This is a genomic window from Serratia sp. JSRIV002 (assembly GCF_019968725.1).
Taxonomy (GTDB): Bacteria; Pseudomonadota; Gammaproteobacteria; order Enterobacterales; family Enterobacteriaceae; genus Chania; species Chania fonticola_B.
Map to the genome: position 1 here is coordinate 573,491 of NZ_CP074143.1, position 20,449 is coordinate 593,939.

The following is a 20,449-nucleotide window of genomic DNA, read 5'->3' on the forward strand; positions in this document are numbered from 1 at the left end:
ATGCGCATACATATTCTTGGGATCTGCGGCACCTTTATGGGTGGGCTAGCCATGTTGGCTCGTTCACTGGGGCATGAGGTGACCGGTTCAGATGCCAACGTCTATCCTCCGATGAGTACCTTACTGGAAAAGCAGGGGATCGATCTGATCCAGGGTTACGATCCTGCCCAGTTGGATCCGGCTCCTGATCTGGTAATTATCGGCAATGCCATGAGCCGTGGTAATCCTTGCGTAGAAGCGGTGCTGGAACAGAGCATTCCTTACATGTCTGGCCCTCAGTGGCTGCATGATTATGTCCTGCGCGATCGCTGGGTACTGGCGGTAGCGGGAACACACGGTAAAACCACCACCGCCGGGATGGCGACTTGGATCCTGGAAGCCTGCGGCTATCAGCCGGGCTTTGTGATCGGCGGCGTACCGGGCAATTTTGATGTCTCGGCCCGTCTTGGCGGCAGCCCGTTCTTTGTCATAGAAGCCGATGAGTATGACTGTGCCTTCTTCGACAAACGCTCCAAGTTCGTTCATTACTGCCCGCGCACGTTGATCATGAACAACCTCGAGTTCGATCACGCCGATATTTTTGACGATCTGAAAGCCATCCAGAAACAGTTCCACCACCTGGTGCGCCTGGTGCCGGGCCAAGGCAAGATTATCCTGCCGGAAAACGACACCCATCTGAAACAGGTGATGGCAATGGGATGCTGGAGCGAACAGGAATGGGTCGGGGAAGGGGGCGCGTGGCGTGCACACAAACTGACGACGGATGCCAGCCATTACGAAGTGTTCCTCAACGGCGAGAAGGTGGGCGAGGTTAACTGGGCACTGGTGGGCGAACACAACATGCATAACGGCCTGATGGCGATCGCCGCTACCCGCCATGTTGGTGTACAGCCAGCCGATGCCTGCCGCGCGCTGGGAGACTTTATCAATGCCCGCCGCCGTCTGGAATTGCGTGGTGAAGCCAATGGTGTCACGGTGTATGACGACTTTGCCCATCATCCGACCGCCATTCTGGCTACCTTGGCGGCGCTGCGTGGCAAAGTGGGCGGCACCGCACGCATCCTGGCCGTGCTGGAGCCGCGCTCAAACACCATGAAAATGGGGATCAGCAAAAACGATCTGGCCCCCTCACTGGGCCGTGCCGACGAAGTGTTCCTGTTCCAGCCTCACCACATCCCGTGGCAGGTAGCGGAAGTTGCAGAAGCTTGCGTTCAGCCCGCGCACTGGAGTGCCGATCTGGATACGTTGGTGGAGATGATTGTGAAAACCGCGCAGCCGGGTGACCATATTCTGGTGATGAGCAACGGCGGGTTTGGCGGCATTCATGACAAACTGCTGGCAGGGCTGGCTAACAAGGCCGAACCGAAAGAAACCTACTGACGTTTAGTTAAACGGGCGCCGCATGCGGCGACCCTACCACTATGAGGCCGCTGATGCGGCCTTTTTTGCCCCCATAAAAAAGCCCTCGCGAGCGAGGGCAATGGGGTTCGTCGGATAGGACGACGATAATTTCCAAGATACTGGCGTTTACCTGAGAACTCGGCAGTGGCAGTGACGAGGGTAGTCAGTTCAGTAAGCGCGACCTTGGATTTTTACTTGTAGATTTCAGCCGTTGCGTGCCAGTTGCCATTTTCATAGGCTTCGATCACACGGTAGGCTTTGGCCCCTTGCTGGTCCGCTTTATCAGACAGCGCCTGACGGATATCAGAAGGTGCGCCACCCACGCCGCTAGCGGTGATGGTGCCGACAGACTGCAGATTGCTGGCTTGGGCATCAGTGACCAGGTTAGCCGCAGAAGCACCGAAAGAAACGGCAGACAGCAGGCTAAGTGCAACGAGAGTAGTTTTCATGTTCATGGTACTTGGATCCTTAATCGTTCAGAGATAACGGCCTGGAAGGGCTTTACAGCGTTTTTTATACTTGAAGGCGGTTATCTACTTGGTTTTTTACCAGAGAGTTGTCGTGCAATGCTCAGATAACATCTTGTACTTATTTGTAAATCTCGGCGGTAGCGTGGTAGTTGCCTTCATTACGAGCTTCGATCACGCGGTAAGCGGTCGCGCCTTGAGCATCGGCTTTGGCAGACAGTGCCTGACGGATATCAGAAGGTGCTGCACCGACGCCGCTCACGGTGATGGTACCGGCAGACTGCAGCTTTTCAGCCTGCGAAGCATCAATGGATTGTGCTGCGAATGCACCGAAAGACAGCATGGACAGCAGGCTAATTGTCGCTACAGTAGTTTTAATTTTCATGATTTATCCTCTTCGTATTCTTTTATCAGTTCCAATGAACTGTGATTTACGTCACGAAAATGAGTATACATCTAGTAACGGCAAAAATTAATAGCTGACTAACAGTTTCTAGTGAAACTTTATTGGGGTGGCTGTTACTTTTAATAACCTAATGGAATAAAAAACGGCGATAAAATGCACTTCTGATGTTAAATTTATGTAATTTCAATGAGCTAAGTGCTTTTGACTAAAAGTGCGGAAGCTTCCAGTCACTATCACTAGTCACCAAGAAATGTCATTGAAATGTGCTGCAGGTCGGCTTATTGGCAGTTTTAAACGTGGTAGGCAGCGCTGGAGAAGTAAACGAGGGGTTAATAAAGGGTGCACCGCCCGCGACGGAAAGCCGCAGGCTGTGCTGAATGCATCAAAGTTCCTGTTCGAACAAGGAGAGAATGGCTTCAAACAGTTGACGTGCGGTAAAGGAGCTGGCCGGAGTGACAAAAATCGTATCGTCACCGGCAATGGTGCCCAGGATCCCTTCGGATTTGCCCAGTGAGTCCAACAGGCGGGCAATCAGCTGCGCTGCACCTGGGCTGGTATGGATCACCACCACCGCATCGTTATGGTCCACGTCCAGCACCAGATTCTTGAGCGGGCTGGTGGTGGTAGGGACACCGAGTTCAGCCGGGAGGCAGTACACCATCTCCATTTTTGCATTACGCGTGCGTACCGCCCCGAACTTGGTCAGCATGCGTGATACCTTGGACTGGTTAATGTTCTCGAAGCCTTCTTCTTGCAGCGCCAAAACGATCTCGCCTTGAGAACTGAATTTTTCTTCTTTCAATAACGCCTTAAACGCCTTGATCAGATCTTCCTGCTTTGCGGGATTACGCATTTTGCACCGTGGAATGTTGGTAATAGAGCTGATTATTATGCATATAAATGCATTTTTATGCAACATGGGGGCCGTCTGGAAAATCAAAAATGCCCAGACAGAAAGGCAAGAGCGCGATTTTAACAAAATCCGATGCTCATGAATATGCCCTTTCGGTGCGGGAAGCGAGTCAGCTCTCCGGTAACGAAAATGTTATTAAAATGATGTTGTTCTGATGTTACGTAAGGGTGTAATGTAACCGCCGGTTAACGCGATCGTGAAAAGCTTGGCACTATTTTCGATTAGTGTGCGCTATGCCCTTAATGCATAAGCTATTTACTTTAAAATGCTCGCAACATCGGCCATTTTATTGCGCCAGATCTAAAACCGACTGTTAAGAGGTTGTTTTTAAAGGCGTGATAAATTAAGGTCCGTGACCAAAGAATTCACGGCGCTTTTATATTTAAGACAATAAAGGAGTATAGGATGAAAGTTGCAGTTCTCGGTGCTGCTGGCGGTATCGGCCAGGCCCTCGCCCTTCTACTCAAGACCCAGCTTCCTTCAGGTTCTGAACTCTCCCTCTACGACATTGCCCCTGTTACCCCAGGCGTTGCCGTTGACTTAAGCCACATCCCAACCGCAGTTAAAATCAAAGGCTTCAGTGGCGAAGATGCAACCCCTGCGCTGCACGGTGCGGACGTGGTGCTGATTTCTGCTGGCGTTGCGCGTAAACCAGGGATGGATCGTTCCGATCTGTTCAACGTAAACGCTGGCATCGTACGCAACCTGATTGAGCAAGTGGCCAAAACCTGCCCGAAAGCCTGCATCGGTATCATCACCAACCCGGTGAATACCACGGTAGCCATTGCGGCAGAAGTGTTGAAGAAAGCGGGTGTGTATGACAAAAACAAACTGTTTGGCATCACATCGCTGGATATCATCCGTTCCAACACCTTCGTCGCGGAACTGAAAGGCAAACAACCGGAAGAACTGAACGTACCGGTGATTGGCGGCCACTCAGGCGTGACCATCCTGCCTCTGCTGTCGCAGATCCCTGGCGTAAGCTTTAGCGATCAGGAAGTGGCTGATTTGACCAAACGTATCCAGAATGCGGGTACCGAAGTGGTTGAAGCCAAAGCCGGTGGCGGTTCTGCAACCCTGTCTATGGGCCAGGCTGCTGCACGTTTTGGTCTGTCTCTGGTGCGTGCGCTGAGCGGTGAGAAAGGTGTAGTGGAATGCGCCTATGTTGAAGGGGATGGCAAATATGCCCGCTTCTTTGCACAGCCGCTGCTACTGGGTAAAAACGGTATCGAAGAGCGTAAAGATATCGGTACCCTGAGTGCCTTCGAGCAAAAAGCGCTGAGCGAAATGCTGGACGTGCTGCACAAAGATATCGAACTGGGTGAGAAGTTTATCAACAACTGATCCCTCAGTATGTGATGTTTTGATAAGCCGCCGGGCCGAATCCGGCGGCTTTCTTATGTTTATCATGATTTGATTCGACTTTTCCGATCTCGCAGATGATGGGTAAGCGGATCAAAATACCTGCTCGGCCAGATCTCTGCCGGATGTACGTTCAGTGCATCAGCAATCAACCACTCTCCCTTGGGCCAAGGACGTGACAACGCGTTGGCCAACGTCGATGAACTTAGCCCTGCCCCCCGAGAAACCGCTGCCAGAGTGGTACCTCTCTTCTTCAAAGCCGCGATGACGTCTGCTGGATGCCAATCTGGGTCCCGTGAATTCATATTTTCATTCCTTTTTTGATTAGAGAAAGTTCTGTTAGTGGTATAACTAACAGGTCAGTATTAATCGTTTGAACAACGTGAAGCGTTTATTCAGAAACTAGAATACCACCAAGTTTCCCAAAAATACCTTATGGTTTCTGAAAAATTTGTCTTGCCACACTATTGTCCCGAGATCATGGCTATGAAAAACGAGTGGTTTGCTGCCAAGGAGCTGATAGGCATCGCAGGATTACCGTCCTCTACACAGGGAATCAACCTAATGGCCCGGCGCGAAAATTGGCTCAGCCGTCGCCGCAAAGGCGTACAAGGCAAGGCGCTGGAATACCATATCAACAGCTTGCCTACCGGCGTCAAAAACCTGCTGGTATTGCGCGAAGAGCCTGCGATCTATGAGGCCGGGCGTCAGGACCCGCTGGCGGTGTGGGTCGAATACTATTACCAGCTTTCAGACAGTGAGCGTGGCCAAGTGATGGCGTTTTTGATGCGTGAAGGTATGGATAGCCTGCTGGCCTGGATTGCTGAAAAGAACAAACAGTAAATCTCCTCGGCCGATGTGCACTTAGTAAGGGGGCCGCATGCTGCTCCCACCAGGCTCCTTTCTGCGTCGCCTCTGTGTTTCCCTCTCCTTGTTTAGTAAGTATTTCTTGAGTATTTCGCCAATTTTTTGGTTATTGGCAGTGGCCTGGTTAATGTTATAACTAACTTATTGGCATTAGTGGTTCATGCAACTGGAAGGTCTGATAAGTCAGTTAGGGGTAACGCCGTGATCAAGGAGGGGGAATGGACAAGGAGTGGTTTACCGCCAACGAACTGAAAGAGAAGGGTGAATTGGGCAGCTCCCCGCAAGGGATCAATAAGCGGGCACGTGAGCAAAACTGGCGATGGCAGCGGCGTTTTGGCAAGCAGGGGGTGACCAAGGAGTATCATATCAGCAGCCTGCCCCTCTCGACTCAAAACGATTTGTATCCCCAGCGGTATCTCCTTGCCGCAGAGGAATCGGCGGCTTATACCGTCTCCTGTGATGGGGATCCTTGGGTACGTTTGCAGAGCTATCTGGCAGGTATGAAACCTGACGAATACGCGGTTTTATTGAGTTTTCTGGCGGAGAATGGGGCTGCGGGGCTACTGGATCTCATTAGCAAGGCAAATAAATAGGCCCGCATTGCAGGCCTATTTGAATATTAAGAAACTTAAATTTCCTAAAAGTCTCGTTGAACCGCCAGATGCGCTAATCCTTCCAGTGCGGTTCGATAAGGCGAGTCGGGCAAAATCTGCAATGCGGCGATCGCCTTGTCCGCTTCTTCTTCTGCGCGCTGACGTGTATAGGTGAGTGAACCACACTCCTGCATGGTAGCCAGAACCGGCTCCAGCAGATGGCGGCCATTCCCCTGTTCAATCGCGCCACGGATCATCGTAGACTGCTCGGCATTGCCATTATGCATCGCATGCAACAACGGCAGCGTCGGCTTGCCCTCGTTCAAGTCATCGCCGGTATTTTTACCCAGGGTCACGCCGTCTGCACTGTAGTCCAGCAGATCGTCGATCAGTTGGAATGCGGTGCCAAGATAGCGGCCATAGTCTTGCAGCGCCTGCTCTTCGGCCGGGTTAGCCTCGGAGAGGATGGCTGATGATTGGGCTGCCGCTTCAAACAGACGAGCGGTTTTGCTGTAGATGACCCGCATATAGTTTTCTTCACTGATATTCGGATCGTTGACGTTCATCAACTGCAGCACTTCACCTTCGGCGATTACGTTGACCGCTTCGGACATCACTGCCAGCACGCGCAGAGATTCCAGGCTGGTCATCATCTGGAAAGCACGCGTATAAATGAAATCACCCACCAACACGCTGGCGGCATTGCCAAACGCCGCGTTGGCGGTCGCCTTGCCACGGCGCATGTCGGACTCATCCACCACGTCATCATGCAACAGGGTAGCGGTATGGATGAACTCTATCAGAGCAGCGACGGCAATGTGTTTATCGCCTTGATAGTGCAAGGCCCGTGCCGCCAGAACGGCGATCATTGGGCGAATGCGCTTACCGCCACCGCTGATAATGTAATAGCCAAGTTGATTGATGAGCGTGACATCGGAATTCAACTGTTCGAGAATTGTTGCGTTCACGGCCGCCATATCTTGCGCGGTTAACTCAGTAATTTGTTCTAGGTTCATTGTATTTTTTTCAGCTGTGTTTCTGTTGACCGCGATGAGAACGCTGCTCACATCGGTACATGGCGGTAACTGTCCTGTTGATTGTACTTGAAAATCGGCCCAGATAAACGTTGTGAGAGAAACTGTGTTTTTTTTCTTCTTTTTTCACCTTCTGGCCCTAATCTGCTCTTGTCATATGCGGGATTATTGCGTAGAATTCGCGCCCTATTGTGAATATTTATAGCGCGCTCTGTACTGAACAGTTGGGCACGCGGAAAGCGGAGTTTTATATGTACGCGGTTTTCCAAAGTGGTGGTAAACAACACCGAGTAAGCGAAGGTCAGACCGTTCGCTTGGAAAAGCTGGACATCGCAACTGGTGAAGCGGTTGAGTTTGACCAGATTCTGATGATCGCTAATGGCGAAGATATCAAAATCGGCGTTCCTTTCGTCGATGGCGGTAAGATCAAAGCTGAAGTGGTTGCTCACGGTCGTGGCGAAAAGATCAAGATTGTTAAGTTTCGTCGTCGTAAGCACTATCGTAAGCAGCAAGGTCACCGTCAGTGGTTCACTGATGTTAAAATCACCGGCATCAGCGCTTAAGTTAGGAGAGCGGATTAATGGCACACAAAAAGGCTGGCGGCTCGACTCGTAACGGTCGCGATTCAGAAGCTAAACGTCTGGGCGTAAAACGCTTTGGCGGCGAAGCAGTACTGGCAGGCAGCATCATCGTTCGTCAGCGCGGCACCAAATTCCACGCTGGTACCAACGTGGGTTGCGGCAAAGACCACACTCTGTTTGCTTTGAAAGACGGTAAAGTCAAATTCGAAGTTAAAGGCCCGAGCAATCGTAAATTTATCAGCATCGAAGCTGAATAATTTTTCGAGCCTTACGAAATAGATGTTAAGCCCCGCAATTCGTTGCGGGGCTTTTTACATTTATAGATTGCTTGTGCCTTGCGGCACAACGCACAGACAGTGAGAAGATGGAAAAAAAACAGCAGGCTGGCGTTGGTATTTTTCTGGCGGTCACCACAGCGGTTTGCTGGGGCGCACTGCCTATCGCAATGAAAGAAGTGCTGGAAGTGATGGAGCCGTTTACCATCGTCTGGTATCGCTTTACGATTGCCGCCATCGGCCTGGGGATGATCCTGGCAGTGCGCGGGCGCTTACCTCCGGTGAAAATGTTCCGTCAACCCCGCTGGTTGCTGTTGCTGGCGATCGCCACTGCCGGGTTGTTGGGCAACTTTGTCTTCTTCAGCTCTTCGCTGCAATATTTGAGTCCGACGGCCTCGCAGGTTATCGGCCAACTCTCGCCGGTGGGCATGATGTTCGCCAGCGTATTGATCCTGAAAGAAAGGATGCGTATCACTCAGGTGATTGGCGCTCTGATGCTGATCTGCGGGCTGATGCTGTTTTTCAACGTCAGCCTGATCGAGATCTTCACTCAGTTCACAGACTACACGCTCGGTGTGTTGTTGGGCGTGTGTGCAGCCATGGTTTGGGTGACCTATGGCGTGGCGCAGAAAGTATTACTGCGTCGATTGGCCTCACCGCAGATCCTGGTCTTGTTGTACGCTTTATGTGCGATCGCGTTATTCCCGCTTGCGAAGCCAGCGGTGATTTTCCAGCTCAGCGGCTGGCAATTGGCCTGTCTGCTGTTCTGTGGTGCTAACACGCTGATTGGTTATGGTGCGCTGGCGGAAGCGATGGCGCGCTGGCAGGCGGCCCAGGTGAGTGCGTTAATCACGCTGACTCCCCTGTTTACCCTGCTGTTTTCAGATTTATTGGCGCTGGCCTGGCCACAGGTATTTACCGCCCCGGCATTGAATGTCGTTGGCTATGTAGGTGCTTTTGTGGTGGTTGCAGGCGCCATGTTTTCCGCAATTGGTCACCGTTGGTGGCCGCGACGGGCAGAAACCAACCTGGTTGCTTCTTTGAAGCGGCCCGGTGAATGAGTTACGGAGACGGTAAATGAAGTTTGTAGATGAAGCAGCGATCCTGGTCGTGGCAGGTGATGGCGGTAATGGTTGCGTCAGCTTCCGCCGCGAAAAATACATCCCGAACGGTGGGCCAGATGGCGGTGACGGCGGTGACGGCGGTGACGTTTACCTGGTGGCAGACGAAAACCTGAATACCCTGATCGATTACCGCTTTGAAAAATCTTTCCGGGCCGAACGTGGCCAGAATGGTCAGAGCCGTGACTGTACCGGTAAACGCGGTAAAGACGTTGAAATCAAGGTACCGGTCGGTACCCGTGTGCAGGATCAGGGCACCGGTGAGATCCTCGGTGATATGACCCGTCATCAGCAACGTCTGATGGTGGCTAAGGGCGGTTGGCACGGCCTGGGCAACACCCGTTTCAAATCCTCGGTAAACCGTGCCCCGCGCCAAAAAACGCTGGGTACCAAAGGCGAGATGCGCGATATCCTGTTGGAGCTGCTGCTGCTGGCGGATGTGGGCATGTTGGGCCTGCCGAACGCCGGTAAGTCGACCTTCATTCGCGCGGTTTCTGCTGCCAAGCCAAAAGTGGCGGACTACCCGTTCACCACGCTGGTGCCGAGCCTGGGCGTGGTACGTATGGACCATGAACAAAGCTTCGTGGTGGCGGACATTCCTGGCCTGATCGAAGGCGCACATGAAGGTGCTGGCCTGGGGATCCGTTTCCTGAAACACCTGGAGCGTTGCCGCGTGTTGCTGCACCTGGTGGACATTGCGCCGATCGACGAGTCCGATCCGGTAGAGAATGCCAAGGTCATCATCAACGAGCTCAACCAGTACAGCGAGAATCTGTCGCACAAGCCACGCTGGCTGGTGTTCAACAAAGTTGACCTGCTGGACGAGGAAGAAGCCGCCGAGCGCGCCAAGGCGATCGTAGAAGGCATGGGTTGGGAAGGTAAGTACTACATGATCTCCGCTGCGAACCGCGAAGGCGTTAATGCGCTGTGCTGGGACGTGATGAACTTCATCAATACGCAACCTAAAGCCATGGCGATCGAAGAAAGCGCGCCAGAAAAAGTCGAGTTCATGTGGGATGATTACCACCGTGAGCAAATCGCTGAAGTGGAAGCTGAAGCGGATGACGATTGGGATGATGATTGGGATGAAGATGACGACGAAGGCGTCGAAATCGTCTACCAGAAGTAATTCTGCGTAATAAAGTAAGGGCTCGGTTCGATGAACCGGGCCCTTGTTGTTTGTTGCGGTTGCTGAAACCTCAATCGATGATGCGACGCTAGTGATTCAAAATATTATCGGGTAACCAGCACTGTGCATCCAGGCCGCTGGCATCGGTGCGGTTTTCCAGACGTAGACAGCCGCGGTGCAGTTGTACGATACGGATCACGATATTCAATCCTAGCCCGCTGCCGCCATAACGCTGATCCATCCGGCGGAAGGCCTGAGTCAACTCTCCCGCCATTTCTTGCTTGATACCCGGTCCCTCGTCGAGCACCTGTAAACGTTGCCCATTATTCTCGGGGGTGAGCTGAACACGAATGACACTCTTCTCGGGGCCATAGCGGTGCGCATTTTCAACCAGATTACGCAGCATCAGGCGTAGCAGCACCGGATCGCCATGGGTCGGGGCACTGGCTGGCAGTCGCCAGACAATATTTTGCCCGCGTAGAGCGGCAAGCTCCTCCAGCTCACCCTGCAGCGGCTTGATAACGTTGGCCACCCAGTCAAACTGCTGGTAATGGCCGCTGGCGAAATCCTGCCCGGCGCGCGATAGCATCAGCAATTGCTCAACCACGTGCATCAGTTGGTCAATGCGGGCGATCAACTGTTTACTGCCCGCAACCCCCTGTTGCTCCATCAGTTCCAGATGCAGCCGGATCCCCGCCAGCGGCGTGCGTAATTCGTGGGCAGCATCGGCAGTGAACAGCCGCTCTTGCTGGATGGTATGATCAAGGCGCGAAAATAGCTGATTCAATGCCTTGGTGACCGCCACCATCTCCAGACTGTCGCTGGTTATCGGCAACGGCGTAAGATTATCTGCCGAACGTTTCTCCAGCTTTTCCTGCAGTTGATTCAGCGGCCGGATAATCCAGCTGATGGCCCAGAAGGAGGCCAGCAGGGTCACCACCATCATGATCAGCGAAGGGGCTAGCAGGGAAGCGATCGCCTCGGCAATCTCGGTATCGACCCGTTCGTTGCGGACTTTGGCCGACAGGGTTTCATCTACCAGGAAACTGATTTGCTCCTGGCTTTCGTGCCATAACCAAAACGCGCTGATGAGCTGGGTGACCAGCAGGATCAGGGCCAACATCAGCAGCAAACGACGGCGCATGCTGATCAAGATGCTGGCTCCAGTCGGTAACCGATGCCACGAACGGTACGGATACGATCTTTGCCCAGTTTACGGCGCAAGTTGTGCATATGGACTTCGAGGGTATTCGAGCCCAGATCGTCGTTCCAGGTATAGAGATCCTGTTGCAACAGCTCACGGTTGACGGTTTGCCCGGCCCGCATCATCAGACGCGACAGAATGGCAAACTCTTTCGGCGTGACGTCTATCGCCTGCTGTTGCAGATACACCTGCTGGCTGGACAGGTTGAGTGTCAGATCGTCCTGTTGCAGCAGGTTATCGCTGTGGCCCTGATAGCGGCGGATCAACGCCCGGACCCGGGCTTGCAGCTCAATTAGCGCAAAGGGTTTGACCAGATAGTCATCGGCACCGGCGTCCAGGCCATCGACACGGTCTTGCAACGCGTCGCGTGCGGTGAGGATCAACACCGGGATGCTGATGTGCTGACGCCGCCACTGCCGCAGCAGGGTGGCACCGTCGATATCTGGCAGGCCGAGGTCGAGGATCACCATACTGTACTGGCTGGTGACGATCAGGCTATTGGCCTGCGCAGCACTGGCCGCACAATCGCAGGCGTAGCCTTCGTTGGACATTGCCAACGCCACGCCTTGCTGCAATAACTCATCATCCTCAACAATCAGTAGCTTCATGCCCTTGGGCCTCAATTGTTCTGATAGATATCCCGATACAGCCGGCTTTCGAACCGCACCAGCGGCGCTCGGCGCTGTTTCTGATCTTCTGGCGGTACTGCGTAACCTGATAGATATTGAACGAAGGCAAGGCGCTGACCGCTGGCCGTGGTGATAAAGCCTGCCAGGTTATAGACCCCTTGCAGCGCCCCGGTTTTGGCAGAAACCTTACCGTCGACCCCGGCTTCGTGCAGGCCACCGCGATAGCGCAGCGTGCCGTCATAACCGGACAGCGGCAACATCGAGATAAAGTTGAGCTCGCTGTCGTGCTGAGCAATATATTGTAACGCCTGCATCATGGTTGCGGGCGCCAGCAGGTTGTGGCGCGACAGGCCAGAGCCGTCCACCACGATGCTGTTACCCAGATCTACCCCTGCCTTCTGGCGCAGAACCTGGCGTACTGCATCTGCCCCCGCGCGCCAGGTGCCCGGTACGCCAAAGCGTTCATGGCCGATAGTGCGAAACACGGTATCGGCAATCATGTTGTCCGACTTCTTCAGCATGATTTTCAGCAAGTCATGCAACGGTGCAGACTGCGTCTGGGCAATCACCGTGCCCGTCATGCCTGGCTGGGTTTGGCGTTTCAAATGGCCGCCAATCTGGATCCCTGACTTGACCAGCTCATCTTTCAGGATGGCACCGGCATAGCTGGCTCCGTCTTGAATGGCGAATGCCAACGGCAGCGGTTCACTGCGCTGGGTCAGGCATCCGGTCAGTGTAAAGCGGTTCAATTCGCCCGGCACCACATCCAGTTCACAATATTGGGCATCCGGAGAGCCTTTCGCCAGCGTTCTTACCTGGCTGAACATATTGACCGGGTAGAATGAGGCTACGCGAATAAACGCCATCTCACCGGGGTTAGGGGCGCTATAAAGGGAAACCGAGAAACAGTTGCGATCGACAATCGCTGCCGCTGGCGGGGCGCTGAAACATTGGGTCATATCGTTCCAGGGCCAGCCGGGCGCTTTGTCATGGCTGGCAAATACCGAGGTATCGACCAGCACATCGCCGCTGATTTCGCGCACTCCCTGTTTTTTCAGTTCCGCCACCATATTGCGCAGATTCTGCCGCTTGAAGGTGGGATCTCCGCTGAAACGGGCGATAAGGTTGCCACGCAACACGCCATCCGTGATGTTGCCCTGACTTTCCAGTGTCGTGGTGAAGCGATAGTCCGGCCCTAGCTGCAACAAAGCCGCCAGCGCGGTAAGCACCTTCTGGGTGCTGGCCGGGAGTGCCATTTGCTGTGAGTGATAGTCGATGGTTGGCGTGGTCGCGCCAATCTTCTGAACTATCAGGGCCAGGTTCGCCCCATCAGGCAAATATTGGGTGTAATCTTCAACCGGGGCCGCATGGGCATTAACAGCAAATGCGCAGGCCAAAACACTGACAATTCGTGAAAAACGCATAATCTCGGGGTAACAGCTGGATAACGTGCTGTCATACTACGGTGCATCAAGGGATAAAGTAAACGATGACCCTTAAGGAACTCTAGGCTAAAATGCGTATCAAAATGCAAAATCGACGCTGACTTGGAGCAAACCTCCGAGCTCGGTTTCTTTTGTTTATCGCCTGGAGACGGAAGGCGCAACGTCTGCCGTAATTTCATACGAACACGTCAGGATGACGCTAATGCCCTGGGGATGTCGAGCTGCGGTTAGCTTGCAACACCACGGGTATATTTGAACAGGATAGATTTAGAGGTATTTAACGATGAAACAGATCCCGATGACCTTGTTTGGCGCAGAACAGCTGCGTGAAGAACTAGAATATTTGAAAGGTGTGCGTCGCCCGAAAATCATTGCCGACATCGCCACCGCACGCGAACACGGTGACCTGAAAGAAAACGCCGAGTACCATGCCGCTCGTGAACAGCAGGGTTTCTGTGAAGGGCGTATCCAGGAAATCGAGGCCAAACTGTCCAATGCGCAGGTGATCGACATCACCAAAATGCCTCAGACTGGCCGCGTGATTTTTGGCGCAACCGTCTCGGTGATGAACCTGGATACCGAAGATCAGGTGACTTACCGCATCGTGGGTGATGATGAAGCAGACTTTAAGAAAAATCTTATTTCTGTCAACTCACCGATGGCTCGTGGCCTGATTGGCAAAGAGCAGGATGATGTTGTTGTCATCAAAACCCCGGGTGGTGATGTAGAATACGAAATCCTGAAAGTAGAATATCTTTAATTTCGCCCGAGTTGGTTAAAAGTTCAGCAGGGTTTTGTAAAGAAAGGAAAAAGGCCGCAAGCGGCCTTTTATCTGAGCCCGGCGCATGGCACCGTCTCAGCAAACAGATTACGGATTAGCGCGGCAAAGTGATCTTGCGCTCTTTCGACGGGCGGTAAAGAATAAGCGTACTGCCGATCACTTGCACATTGCTGGCACCCGTTTCACGCACAATAGCGTCGGCGATCAGGGTTTTGGTTTCGCGATCTTCAGCTGCAATTTTTACTTTGATCAGCTCGTGATGCTCCAGAGCCAGCTCAATTTCAGCCAACACCCCTTCGGTGAGACCGTTATTACCCAGCATGACCACCGGTTTTAACGGATGTGCCAGGCCTTTCAGGTGTTGTTTTTGTTTATTATTCAGATTCATTGTCTTTTTTGCTTAAGTTGGGATTGAAAACGGTACATTCTACCGCCATCTCATGTGTATCACCAAATCGGTCTGCACCGAATTGAGTTTACGTGAGAAGCGAACCTGGCATGAGACTCTTTTTAGGATAGTTGGAATACTCGATGGCAAATAAAAAGCGTTCGGCCAGTTCCAGTCGCTGGCTCCAAGAACACTTTAGCGATAAATATGTACTGCAAGCGCAGAAAAAAGGGCTGCGCTCGCGCGCCTGGTTTAAACTTGATGAAATACAGCAAAGTGACAAACTGTTCAAACCGGGTATGACGGTCGTTGATTTGGGGGCTGCGCCGGGCGGTTGGTCGCAATATGTGGTAACCCAGATTGGTGGTAACGGGCGTATCATTGCCTGTGATATTTTGCCAATGGATCCTATCGTTGGCGTCGATTTCCTTCAGGGCGATTTTCGTGATGAACTGGTCCTCAAGGCACTGTTGGAACGTGTAGGTGATAGTAAGGTTCAGGTAGTCATGTCTGACATGGCCCCGAATATGAGCGGCACCCCGGCGGTCGATATCCCAAAATCGATGTATCTGGTGGAATTAGCACTGGAAATGTGTCGTGATGTTCTCGCACCAGGCGGTAGTTTCCTGGTGAAGGTGTTCCAGGGAGATGGTTTTGACGAGTACCTACGGGAAATTCGCTCCCTGTTTACGAAGGTTAAGATTCGTAAGCCAGACGCTTCTCGCGCACGTTCGCGTGAAGTGTACATTGTAGCGACAGGGCGGAAACTGTAGTACCCTAACGCTGTTTGTTAACACAGTTGTAATATGAGGTTAATCCCTTGAGTGACATGGCGAAAAACCTAATTCTCTGGCTAGTCATCGCGGTCGTTTTGATGTCGGTATTCCAGAGCTTTGGGCCCAGCGAGTCTAATGGCCGAAGGGTAGATTACTCTACCTTCATGACCGAACTGACCCAAGATCAGATCCGTGAAGCGCGCATTAATGGGCGTGAAATCAACGTTGTCCGTAAAGACAGCAACAAATACACCACTTACATTCCGGTCAACGATCCGAAGCTACTGGATACGTTGTTAACCAAAAACGTCAAAGTTGTTGGTGAGCCACCGGAAGAGCCAAGTTTGCTGGCTTCCATCTTTATTTCCTGGTTCCCAATGCTGCTGTTGATTGGGGTCTGGATCTTCTTCATGCGGCAAATGCAGGGCGGCGGCGGAAAGGGCGCGATGTCCTTCGGCAAGAGCAAGGCCCGTATGCTGACGGAAGACCAGATTAAAACCACTTTTGCCGACGTTGCAGGCTGTGACGAAGCAAAAGAAGAAGTGAGTGAGCTGGTAGACTACCTGCGCGAACCGAGCCGTTTCCAGAAGCTGGGCGGTAAGATCCCGAAAGGCGTGCTGATGGTTGGCCCTCCGGGTACCGGTAAAACCCTGCTGGCGAAAGCGATTGCCGGCGAGGCAAAAGTCCCGTTCTTCACCATTTCCGGTTCTGACTTCGTCGAAATGTTCGTCGGTGTGGGTGCATCCCGCGTCCGCGACATGTTCGAACAGGCCAAGAAAGCGGCACCGTGCATCATCTTTATCGATGAAATCGACGCCGTAGGTCGCCAACGTGGTGCAGGTCTGGGCGGCGGTCACGATGAACGTGAGCAAACGCTGAACCAGATGCTGGTTGAGATGGACGGCTTTGAAGGCAACGAAGGCATTATCGTCATCGCTGCAACCAACCGTCCTGACGTACTGGACCCTGCGTTACTGCGTCCAGGCCGTTTTGACCGCCAAGTGGTGGTTGGGCTGCCAGACGTACGTGGTCGTGAGCAAATCCTGAAAGTGCACTCACGTCGTGTGCCGTTGGCGCCAGATGTTGATGCTTCTGTGCTTGCACGTGGTACTCCGGGCTTCTCCGGTGCGGACTTGGCCAACCTGGTCAACGAAGCGGCTCTGTTCGCAGCACGTGGCAACAAGCGCGTGGTGTCGATGGTGGAGTTCGAAAAGGCCAAAGACAAGATCATGATGGGGGCGGAACGTCGCTCCATGGTGATGACGGAAGCACAGAAAGAATCGACCGCCTATCACGAAGCGGGCCACGCCATCATTGGCCGCCTGGTTCCTGAGCATGACCCGGTGCATAAAGTCACGATTATTCCTCGTGGCCGTGCGCTCGGCGTGACCTTCTTCCTGCCGGAAGGGGATGCGATCAGCGCCAGCCGTCAGAAGCTGGAAAGCCAAATCTCTACCCTGTACGGTGGCCGTCTGGCAGAAGAAATTATTTACGGGCCGGAAAAAGTCTCTACAGGTGCATCGAACGACATTAAAGTTGCTACCTCTATCGCCCGCAACATGGTGACCCAATGGGGCTTCTCTGAGAAGCTGGGGCCATTGCTGTATGCGGAAGAAGAGGGCGAGGTGTTCCTGGGCCGTTCCGTGGCCAAGGCGAAACACATGTCGGACGAAACCGCGCGTATCATCGACCAGGAAGTCAAATCCCTGATTGAGCGCAACTACATTCGCGCTCGTTCGTTGCTGATGGAAAACATGGACATCCTGCATTCGATGAAAGATGCACTGATGAAATATGAAACCATCGATGCACCGCAGATCGACGACCTGATGAACCGTAAAGATGTGCGTCCGCCAGCCGGTTGGGACGACGTGGCGAAAAGCAACAACTCTGACAACGGTGGCAAACCACAAGCGCCAACGCCGGTAGATGAGCCGCGTACGCCAAACCCAGGCAACACCATGTCTGAACAGCTCGACAAGTAACATCGGCTGTAGCGTAAAATAAAACCCCGGCCAGCCGGGGTTTTTTATTGCTGGCTGAAAATTGCTGCCTCTCCTTGGATGAGAGGGGCGGGATCCACTCCAGGCTACACAGTTGTATTGACTCCAAGGTAGATTAATCATGCAGTTAACCGTGCGCGACCAAATCCTCGATCTCAACCATCCTCGGGTGATGGGGATCCTCAACGTTACCCCGGACTCCTTCTCTGACGGCGGGCGGCATAATTCGCTGAATGATGCTCTGCTGCATGCGCATGCGCTGATTTCGGCGGGTGCAACGATGATCGATGTGGGAGGCGAGTCCACGCGCCCGGGTGCTGCCGAGGTCAGTGAAGAGGAAGAGATTGAGCGCGTTGTGCCGGTAGTGGAAGCCTTGGCGCAGCGGTTTGAGATTTTTATCTCGGTGGATACCTCAAAAGCCGGTGTGATCCGCGAATCCGCTAAAGCCGGTGCGCATCTGATCAACGACGTTCGCTCGTTGCAGGAGCCTGGTGCGCTGCAGGCAGCCGCTGAAAGCGGTCTACCAGTCTGCCTGATGCATATGCAAGGCGAGCCGCGTACCATGCAACAGGCACCGCATTACGATGACCTGATGGCGGACGTCAACGCCTTTTTCCAGCAGCATATCGACCGCTGTATTGCAGGCGGCATAGCAAAACAGAAATTGTTACTCGACCCAGGCTTCGGTTTCGGTAAGAATCTAACGCATAATTATCAGCTTCTGGCCCGATTGGCGGAATTTCATCACTTTGGCTTGCCACTGTTGGTGGGGATGTCGCGTAAATCGATGATTGGGCAGCTATTGAATGTCCCACCCGAACAGCGGGTTATCGGCAGCGTGGCCTGTGCGGTGATTGCCGCGATGCAGGGGGCGCAGATAGTCAGAGTGCATGATGTCAAAGAAACCGTCGAGGCGATGCGTGTCGTCGAGGCAACACTTTCAGCTAAGGGATAGTAGAAACATGAGCGAACGCAAATATTTTGGTACCGACGGTATTCGTGGCAAAGTCGGCGACAGTCCAATTACCCCAGAATTCGTTCTTAAGCTCGGCTGGGCGGCTGGCAAGGTATTGGCGCGTCACGGTTCGCGTAAGATCATCATCGGCAAAGACACCCGGATCTCTGGCTATATGCTGGAGTCGGCGCTGGAAGCTGGGCTGGCGGCTGCGGGGCTGTCTGCTTCGTTTACCGGCCCGATGCCAACCCCTGCGGTGGCTTATCTGACCAGAACTTTCCGTGCGGAAGCCGGGATCGTAATTTCTGCCTCGCATAACCCGTTTTACGATAACGGCATCAAGTTCTTCTCCATCGATGGCGCCAAACTGCCAGACGATGTGGAAGAGGCCATCGAAGCGGAAATGGAAAAACCACTGACCTGCGTCGAATCTGCCGAGTTGGGTAAAGCCAGCCGCATTGTCGATGCCGCAGGGCGCTATATCGAATTCTGTAAAGGCACCTTCCCGAGCGAACTGAGCCTGAACGGGCTGAAGATCGTGGTGGACTGCGCCAACGGAGCTACCTATCACATTGCCCCAAGCGTTTTGCGTGAGTTGGGTGCCACGGTGATCGCTATCGGCTGTGAGCCGAATGGCATGAACATCAACGAAGAGTGTGGCGCTACCGATGTACGTCAACTGCAGGCGCGCGTGCTGGAAGAACAGGCACACGTTGGCCTGGCCTTTGATGGCGATGGCGATCGCGTGATGATGGTGGATCACCTGGGTAACAAGGTCGACGGCGATCAGATCCTCTACATCATCGCTCGTGAAGGCCTGCGCCAAGGGCAGCTGCGCGGCGGTGCCGTGGGCACCCTGATGAGCAACATGGGCCTGGAGCTGGCACTGAAACAGCTCGGCATCCCGTTTGCCCGTGCCAAGGTGGGTGACCGCTACGTACTGGAAAAACTGCAAGAGCTGGGCTGGCGCATTGGGGCGGAAAACTCCGGCCACGTGATCCTGCTGGACAAAACCACCACCGGGGACGGTATCGTCGCAGGCCTGCAAGTGTTGACGGCGATCGTGCGTAATAACATGAGCCTGCACGACCTGTGCAGCGGCATGAAGTTACTGCCACAGGTCCTGGTCAACGTGCGCTTTGTCGGTGAGCATAACCCGCTGGAGTCAGAGGCGGTGTTGAAGGTCGCTGAGCAGGTCGAAGCCGAGTTGGCCGGCCGTGGCCGCGTGCTGCTGCGTAAATCGGGCACTGAGCCACTGATCCGCGTGATGGTGGAAGGTGAAGATGAACAGCAGGTAATCGCGCTGGCGCACCGTATCGCCGATGCGGTCAAGCTGGCAGGTTAACACGCTGTTTTTACGCAGGTACGCTGTCAGTGCCTGCGTAATTTCCCGATTAGCCCTGCTTTTGCTGTTTTTTTCCTCAAACGCATCGGCGGTTGCAAATTGCCCTTGCGCGCTTTGATGGCTTTGGTTAGTATTCACACCCGCTTCAGTGGGCTGTTTTAGTGACACGCCACGCCTTCTTTAGTTTGGAAGCATCTGGGGTGAGATGCATTTGGCACGCGGTGAACCCGCAAGGATACAGGTACCACTATGTACGAAGCTCTTCTGGTAATTTTCTTGCTGATATCGATCGGGCTAGTCGCTCTGATCATGCTACAGCAAGGTAAAGGCGCTGATATGGGAGCCTCATTCGGAGCAGGTGCTTCTGGCACGTTCTTCGGATCGACCGGTTCAGGCAACTTTATGACCCGCATGACGGCTGTTCTGGCGACGCTGTTCTTCGTCATCAGTCTGATCCTGGGCAACCTGAGCACCAATCAGGGCAAGAAAGGCAGCGAGTGGGAAAACCTGGGTCAGCCAGCGCAAACTGAGCAGACCAGCACTCCGGCAGCACCCGCTAAACCGGTCAGTGATATCCCGCAATAAGCCGCTGAAAAGTTTGAACACGGTTGTTTTCGACCTCAATAGAAACAGCCGTTAGCAGTAAAAATCAGTACCGAGGTGGTGGAATTGGTAGACACGCTACCTTGAGGTGGTAGTGCCCTAACGGGCTTGTGGGTTCGAGTCCCATCCTCGGTACCAAATCCCAGAGATAACTTGCGTTTTTGCAATTAT

23 protein-coding genes and 1 tRNA gene are annotated in these 20,449 nt (G+C 53.4%); 15 read left to right on the forward strand and 9 right to left on the reverse strand.

Annotated features, from left to right (window positions below; all coding sequences use genetic code 11):
• Positions 1-1,380: a UDP-N-acetylmuramate:L-alanyl-gamma-D-glutamyl-meso-diaminopimelate ligase gene (gene mpl, locus KGP26_RS02530; protein ID WP_024483358.1), complete on the forward strand. Its 1,380-nt coding sequence runs from the start codon at positions 1-3 to the stop codon at positions 1,378-1,380.
• 212 nt (positions 1,381-1,592) lie between these two features.
• On the opposite strand, the gene yhcN (KGP26_RS02535) is transcribed toward mpl, so the two are convergent.
• The 3 genes from yhcN (KGP26_RS02535) to argR form a co-directional block, all read right to left on the reverse strand.
• The gene (gene yhcN, locus KGP26_RS02535; protein ID WP_021179031.1) at positions 1,593-1,856 is read right to left on the reverse strand and encodes a peroxide/acid stress response protein YhcN; all 264 of its coding nucleotides are present in this window, start codon (positions 1,854-1,856) and stop codon (positions 1,593-1,595) included.
• Between the two features lie 133 nt (positions 1,857-1,989).
• Positions 1,990-2,253 carry a peroxide/acid stress response protein YhcN gene (gene yhcN, locus KGP26_RS02540; protein WP_021807531.1) on the reverse strand — a complete coding sequence of 88 codons (264 nt, stop codon included), beginning with the start codon at positions 2,251-2,253 and terminating at the stop codon, positions 1,990-1,992.
• Positions 2,254-2,656: 403 nt separating this feature from the next.
• Entirely contained in the window at positions 2,657-3,127 is a 471-nt protein-coding gene (gene argR / locus KGP26_RS02545) for a transcriptional regulator ArgR (RefSeq protein WP_021179033.1), read from the reverse strand.
• 465 nt (positions 3,128-3,592) lie between these two features.
• On the opposite strand from argR, the gene mdh reads away from it, so the two are divergent.
• A complete protein-coding gene (gene mdh / locus KGP26_RS02550) occupies positions 3,593-4,531 on the forward strand; it encodes a malate dehydrogenase (RefSeq protein ID WP_021179035.1) in 939 nt (312 codons plus the stop codon).
• Positions 4,532-4,593: 62 nt separating this feature from the next.
• Here the strand turns inward: mdh and KGP26_RS02555 are convergent, their stop codons facing one another.
• Positions 4,594-4,854: a helix-turn-helix transcriptional regulator gene (locus tag KGP26_RS02555; RefSeq protein WP_071783710.1), complete on the reverse strand. Its 261-nt coding sequence runs from the start codon at positions 4,852-4,854 to the stop codon at positions 4,594-4,596.
• A 181-nt stretch (positions 4,855-5,035) separates the two neighbouring features.
• Between KGP26_RS02555 and KGP26_RS02560 the strand changes: the two genes are divergently transcribed.
• Together KGP26_RS02560 and KGP26_RS02565 are read left to right on the forward strand one after the other, a co-directional pair.
• The gene (locus KGP26_RS02560) at positions 5,036-5,392 is read left to right on the forward strand and encodes a DNA-binding protein (protein WP_037376544.1); all 357 of its coding nucleotides are present in this window, start codon (positions 5,036-5,038) and stop codon (positions 5,390-5,392) included.
• Positions 5,393-5,634: 242 nt separating this feature from the next.
• On the forward strand, positions 5,635-6,009 hold the full coding sequence (locus KGP26_RS02565; RefSeq protein WP_223664981.1) for a DNA-binding protein: 375 nt from the start codon (positions 5,635-5,637) through the stop codon (positions 6,007-6,009).
• Positions 6,010-6,053: 44 nt separating this feature from the next.
• Here KGP26_RS02565 and ispB read toward each other — a convergent pair whose 3' ends face one another.
• Positions 6,054-7,025, reverse strand: coding sequence for an octaprenyl diphosphate synthase (ispB, locus tag KGP26_RS02570; RefSeq protein ID WP_223664982.1), 972 nt, complete (start codon positions 7,023-7,025; stop codon positions 6,054-6,056).
• A gap of 269 nt (positions 7,026-7,294) precedes the next feature.
• Between ispB and rplU the strand changes: the two genes are divergently transcribed.
• The 4 genes from rplU to cgtA all read left to right on the forward strand — a co-directional run bounded on the left by rplU (position 7,295) and on the right by cgtA (position 10,149).
• Positions 7,295-7,606, forward strand: coding sequence for a 50S ribosomal protein L21 (gene rplU / locus KGP26_RS02575; RefSeq protein WP_004955927.1), 312 nt, complete (start codon positions 7,295-7,297; stop codon positions 7,604-7,606).
• Between the two features lie 17 nt (positions 7,607-7,623).
• The gene (gene rpmA / locus KGP26_RS02580; protein WP_004933559.1) at positions 7,624-7,881 is read left to right on the forward strand and encodes a 50S ribosomal protein L27; all 258 of its coding nucleotides are present in this window, start codon (positions 7,624-7,626) and stop codon (positions 7,879-7,881) included.
• Positions 7,882-7,988: 107 nt separating this feature from the next.
• A complete protein-coding gene (locus KGP26_RS02585; RefSeq protein WP_186530502.1) occupies positions 7,989-8,960 on the forward strand; it encodes a DMT family transporter in 972 nt (323 codons plus the stop codon).
• A gap of 16 nt (positions 8,961-8,976) precedes the next feature.
• Positions 8,977-10,149, forward strand: a complete 1,173-nt coding sequence (gene cgtA, locus KGP26_RS02590; RefSeq protein ID WP_021179040.1) for an Obg family GTPase CgtA — start codon at positions 8,977-8,979, stop codon at positions 10,147-10,149.
• A gap of 88 nt (positions 10,150-10,237) precedes the next feature.
• Here cgtA and pmrB read toward each other — a convergent pair whose 3' ends face one another.
• Genes pmrB through dacB form a run of 3 tightly spaced genes read right to left on the reverse strand, consistent with a single transcriptional unit; the run spans position 10,238 to position 13,406 of the window.
• Positions 10,238-11,302 carry a two-component system sensor histidine kinase PmrB gene (pmrB, locus tag KGP26_RS02595; RefSeq protein WP_223498763.1) on the reverse strand — a complete coding sequence of 355 codons (1,065 nt, stop codon included), beginning with the start codon at positions 11,300-11,302 and terminating at the stop codon, positions 10,238-10,240.
• Complete coding sequence (gene pmrA, locus KGP26_RS02600) at positions 11,299-11,961, reverse strand: two-component system response regulator PmrA (protein WP_021179042.1); 663 nt, start codon at positions 11,959-11,961, stop codon at positions 11,299-11,301. The genes pmrB and pmrA overlap by 4 nt, the downstream gene beginning before the upstream one ends.
• 11 nt (positions 11,962-11,972) lie before the next feature.
• Positions 11,973-13,406 (reverse strand): serine-type D-Ala-D-Ala carboxypeptidase, encoded by a 1,434-nt coding sequence (dacB, locus tag KGP26_RS02605; protein WP_021807522.1) that lies wholly within the window; start codon positions 13,404-13,406, stop codon positions 11,973-11,975.
• Positions 13,407-13,710: 304 nt separating this feature from the next.
• Between dacB and greA the strand changes: the two genes are divergently transcribed.
• Positions 13,711-14,187, forward strand: coding sequence for a transcription elongation factor GreA (gene greA, locus KGP26_RS02610; RefSeq protein WP_021807521.1), 477 nt, complete (start codon positions 13,711-13,713; stop codon positions 14,185-14,187).
• A 115-nt stretch (positions 14,188-14,302) separates the two neighbouring features.
• Here the strand turns inward: greA and yhbY are convergent, their stop codons facing one another.
• On the reverse strand, positions 14,303-14,596 hold the full coding sequence (yhbY, locus tag KGP26_RS02615) for a ribosome assembly RNA-binding protein YhbY (protein WP_021179045.1): 294 nt from the start codon (positions 14,594-14,596) through the stop codon (positions 14,303-14,305).
• A gap of 143 nt (positions 14,597-14,739) precedes the next feature.
• Here yhbY and rlmE point away from each other — a divergent pair, with 143 nt between their 5' ends.
• From rlmE to KGP26_RS02645, 6 genes are all read left to right on the forward strand, one after another.
• A complete protein-coding gene (rlmE, locus tag KGP26_RS02620) occupies positions 14,740-15,369 on the forward strand; it encodes a 23S rRNA (uridine(2552)-2'-O)-methyltransferase RlmE (protein ID WP_021179046.1) in 630 nt (209 codons plus the stop codon).
• Between the two features lie 56 nt (positions 15,370-15,425).
• A complete protein-coding gene (gene ftsH / locus KGP26_RS02625) occupies positions 15,426-17,357 on the forward strand; it encodes an ATP-dependent zinc metalloprotease FtsH (protein ID WP_037376529.1) in 1,932 nt (643 codons plus the stop codon).
• A 139-nt stretch (positions 17,358-17,496) separates the two neighbouring features.
• Entirely contained in the window at positions 17,497-18,330 is an 834-nt protein-coding gene (gene folP / locus KGP26_RS02630) for a dihydropteroate synthase (protein WP_059199543.1), read from the forward strand.
• A gap of 7 nt (positions 18,331-18,337) precedes the next feature.
• Positions 18,338-19,675, forward strand: coding sequence for a phosphoglucosamine mutase (glmM, locus tag KGP26_RS02635; protein WP_094981883.1), 1,338 nt, complete (start codon positions 18,338-18,340; stop codon positions 19,673-19,675).
• A 249-nt stretch (positions 19,676-19,924) separates the two neighbouring features.
• A complete protein-coding gene (gene secG, locus KGP26_RS02640) occupies positions 19,925-20,260 on the forward strand; it encodes a preprotein translocase subunit SecG (protein ID WP_024483369.1) in 336 nt (111 codons plus the stop codon).
• A 69-nt stretch (positions 20,261-20,329) separates the two neighbouring features.
• Positions 20,330-20,416, forward strand: a tRNA-Leu gene (locus tag KGP26_RS02645).
• Positions 20,417-20,449 lie beyond the last annotated feature (33 nt).

Bases quoted from the DNA above. Each gene is read 5' to 3' on its own strand.
- rpmA (WP_004933559.1), top strand. From the start codon at position 7,624: ATGGCACACAAAAAGGCTGGCGGCTCGACTCGTAACGGTCGCGATTCA.
- yhcN (WP_021807531.1), bottom strand. From the start codon at position 2,253: ATGAAAATTAAAACTACTGTAGCGACAATTAGCCTGCTGTCCATGCTG.
- secG (WP_024483369.1), top strand. From the start codon at position 19,925: ATGTACGAAGCTCTTCTGGTAATTTTCTTGCTGATATCGATCGGGCTA.
- KGP26_RS02585 (WP_186530502.1), top strand. From the start codon at position 7,989: ATGGAAAAAAAACAGCAGGCTGGCGTTGGTATTTTTCTGGCGGTCACC.
- rplU (WP_004955927.1), top strand. From the start codon at position 7,295: ATGTACGCGGTTTTCCAAAGTGGTGGTAAACAACACCGAGTAAGCGAA.
- mpl (WP_024483358.1), top strand. From the start codon at position 1: ATGCGCATACATATTCTTGGGATCTGCGGCACCTTTATGGGTGGGCTA.
- KGP26_RS02565 (WP_223664981.1), top strand. From the start codon at position 5,635: ATGGACAAGGAGTGGTTTACCGCCAACGAACTGAAAGAGAAGGGTGAA.
- cgtA (WP_021179040.1), top strand. From the start codon at position 8,977: ATGAAGTTTGTAGATGAAGCAGCGATCCTGGTCGTGGCAGGTGATGGC.
- ispB (WP_223664982.1), bottom strand. From the start codon at position 7,025: ATGAACCTAGAACAAATTACTGAGTTAACCGCGCAAGATATGGCGGCC.
- pmrA (WP_021179042.1), bottom strand. From the start codon at position 11,961: ATGAAGCTACTGATTGTTGAGGATGATGAGTTATTGCAGCAAGGCGTG.
- folP (WP_059199543.1), top strand. From the start codon at position 17,497: ATGCAGTTAACCGTGCGCGACCAAATCCTCGATCTCAACCATCCTCGG.
- argR (WP_021179033.1), bottom strand. From the start codon at position 3,127: ATGCGTAATCCCGCAAAGCAGGAAGATCTGATCAAGGCGTTTAAGGCG.
- yhcN (WP_021179031.1), bottom strand. From the start codon at position 1,856: ATGAACATGAAAACTACTCTCGTTGCACTTAGCCTGCTGTCTGCCGTT.
- yhbY (WP_021179045.1), bottom strand. From the start codon at position 14,596: ATGAATCTGAATAATAAACAAAAACAACACCTGAAAGGCCTGGCACAT.
- glmM (WP_094981883.1), top strand. From the start codon at position 18,338: ATGAGCGAACGCAAATATTTTGGTACCGACGGTATTCGTGGCAAAGTC.
- KGP26_RS02555 (WP_071783710.1), bottom strand. From the start codon at position 4,854: ATGAATTCACGGGACCCAGATTGGCATCCAGCAGACGTCATCGCGGCT.
- mdh (WP_021179035.1), top strand. From the start codon at position 3,593: ATGAAAGTTGCAGTTCTCGGTGCTGCTGGCGGTATCGGCCAGGCCCTC.
- rlmE (WP_021179046.1), top strand. From the start codon at position 14,740: ATGGCAAATAAAAAGCGTTCGGCCAGTTCCAGTCGCTGGCTCCAAGAA.
- greA (WP_021807521.1), top strand. From the start codon at position 13,711: ATGAAACAGATCCCGATGACCTTGTTTGGCGCAGAACAGCTGCGTGAA.
- dacB (WP_021807522.1), bottom strand. From the start codon at position 13,406: ATGCGTTTTTCACGAATTGTCAGTGTTTTGGCCTGCGCATTTGCTGTT.
- ftsH (WP_037376529.1), top strand. From the start codon at position 15,426: ATGGCGAAAAACCTAATTCTCTGGCTAGTCATCGCGGTCGTTTTGATG.
- KGP26_RS02560 (WP_037376544.1), top strand. From the start codon at position 5,036: ATGAAAAACGAGTGGTTTGCTGCCAAGGAGCTGATAGGCATCGCAGGA.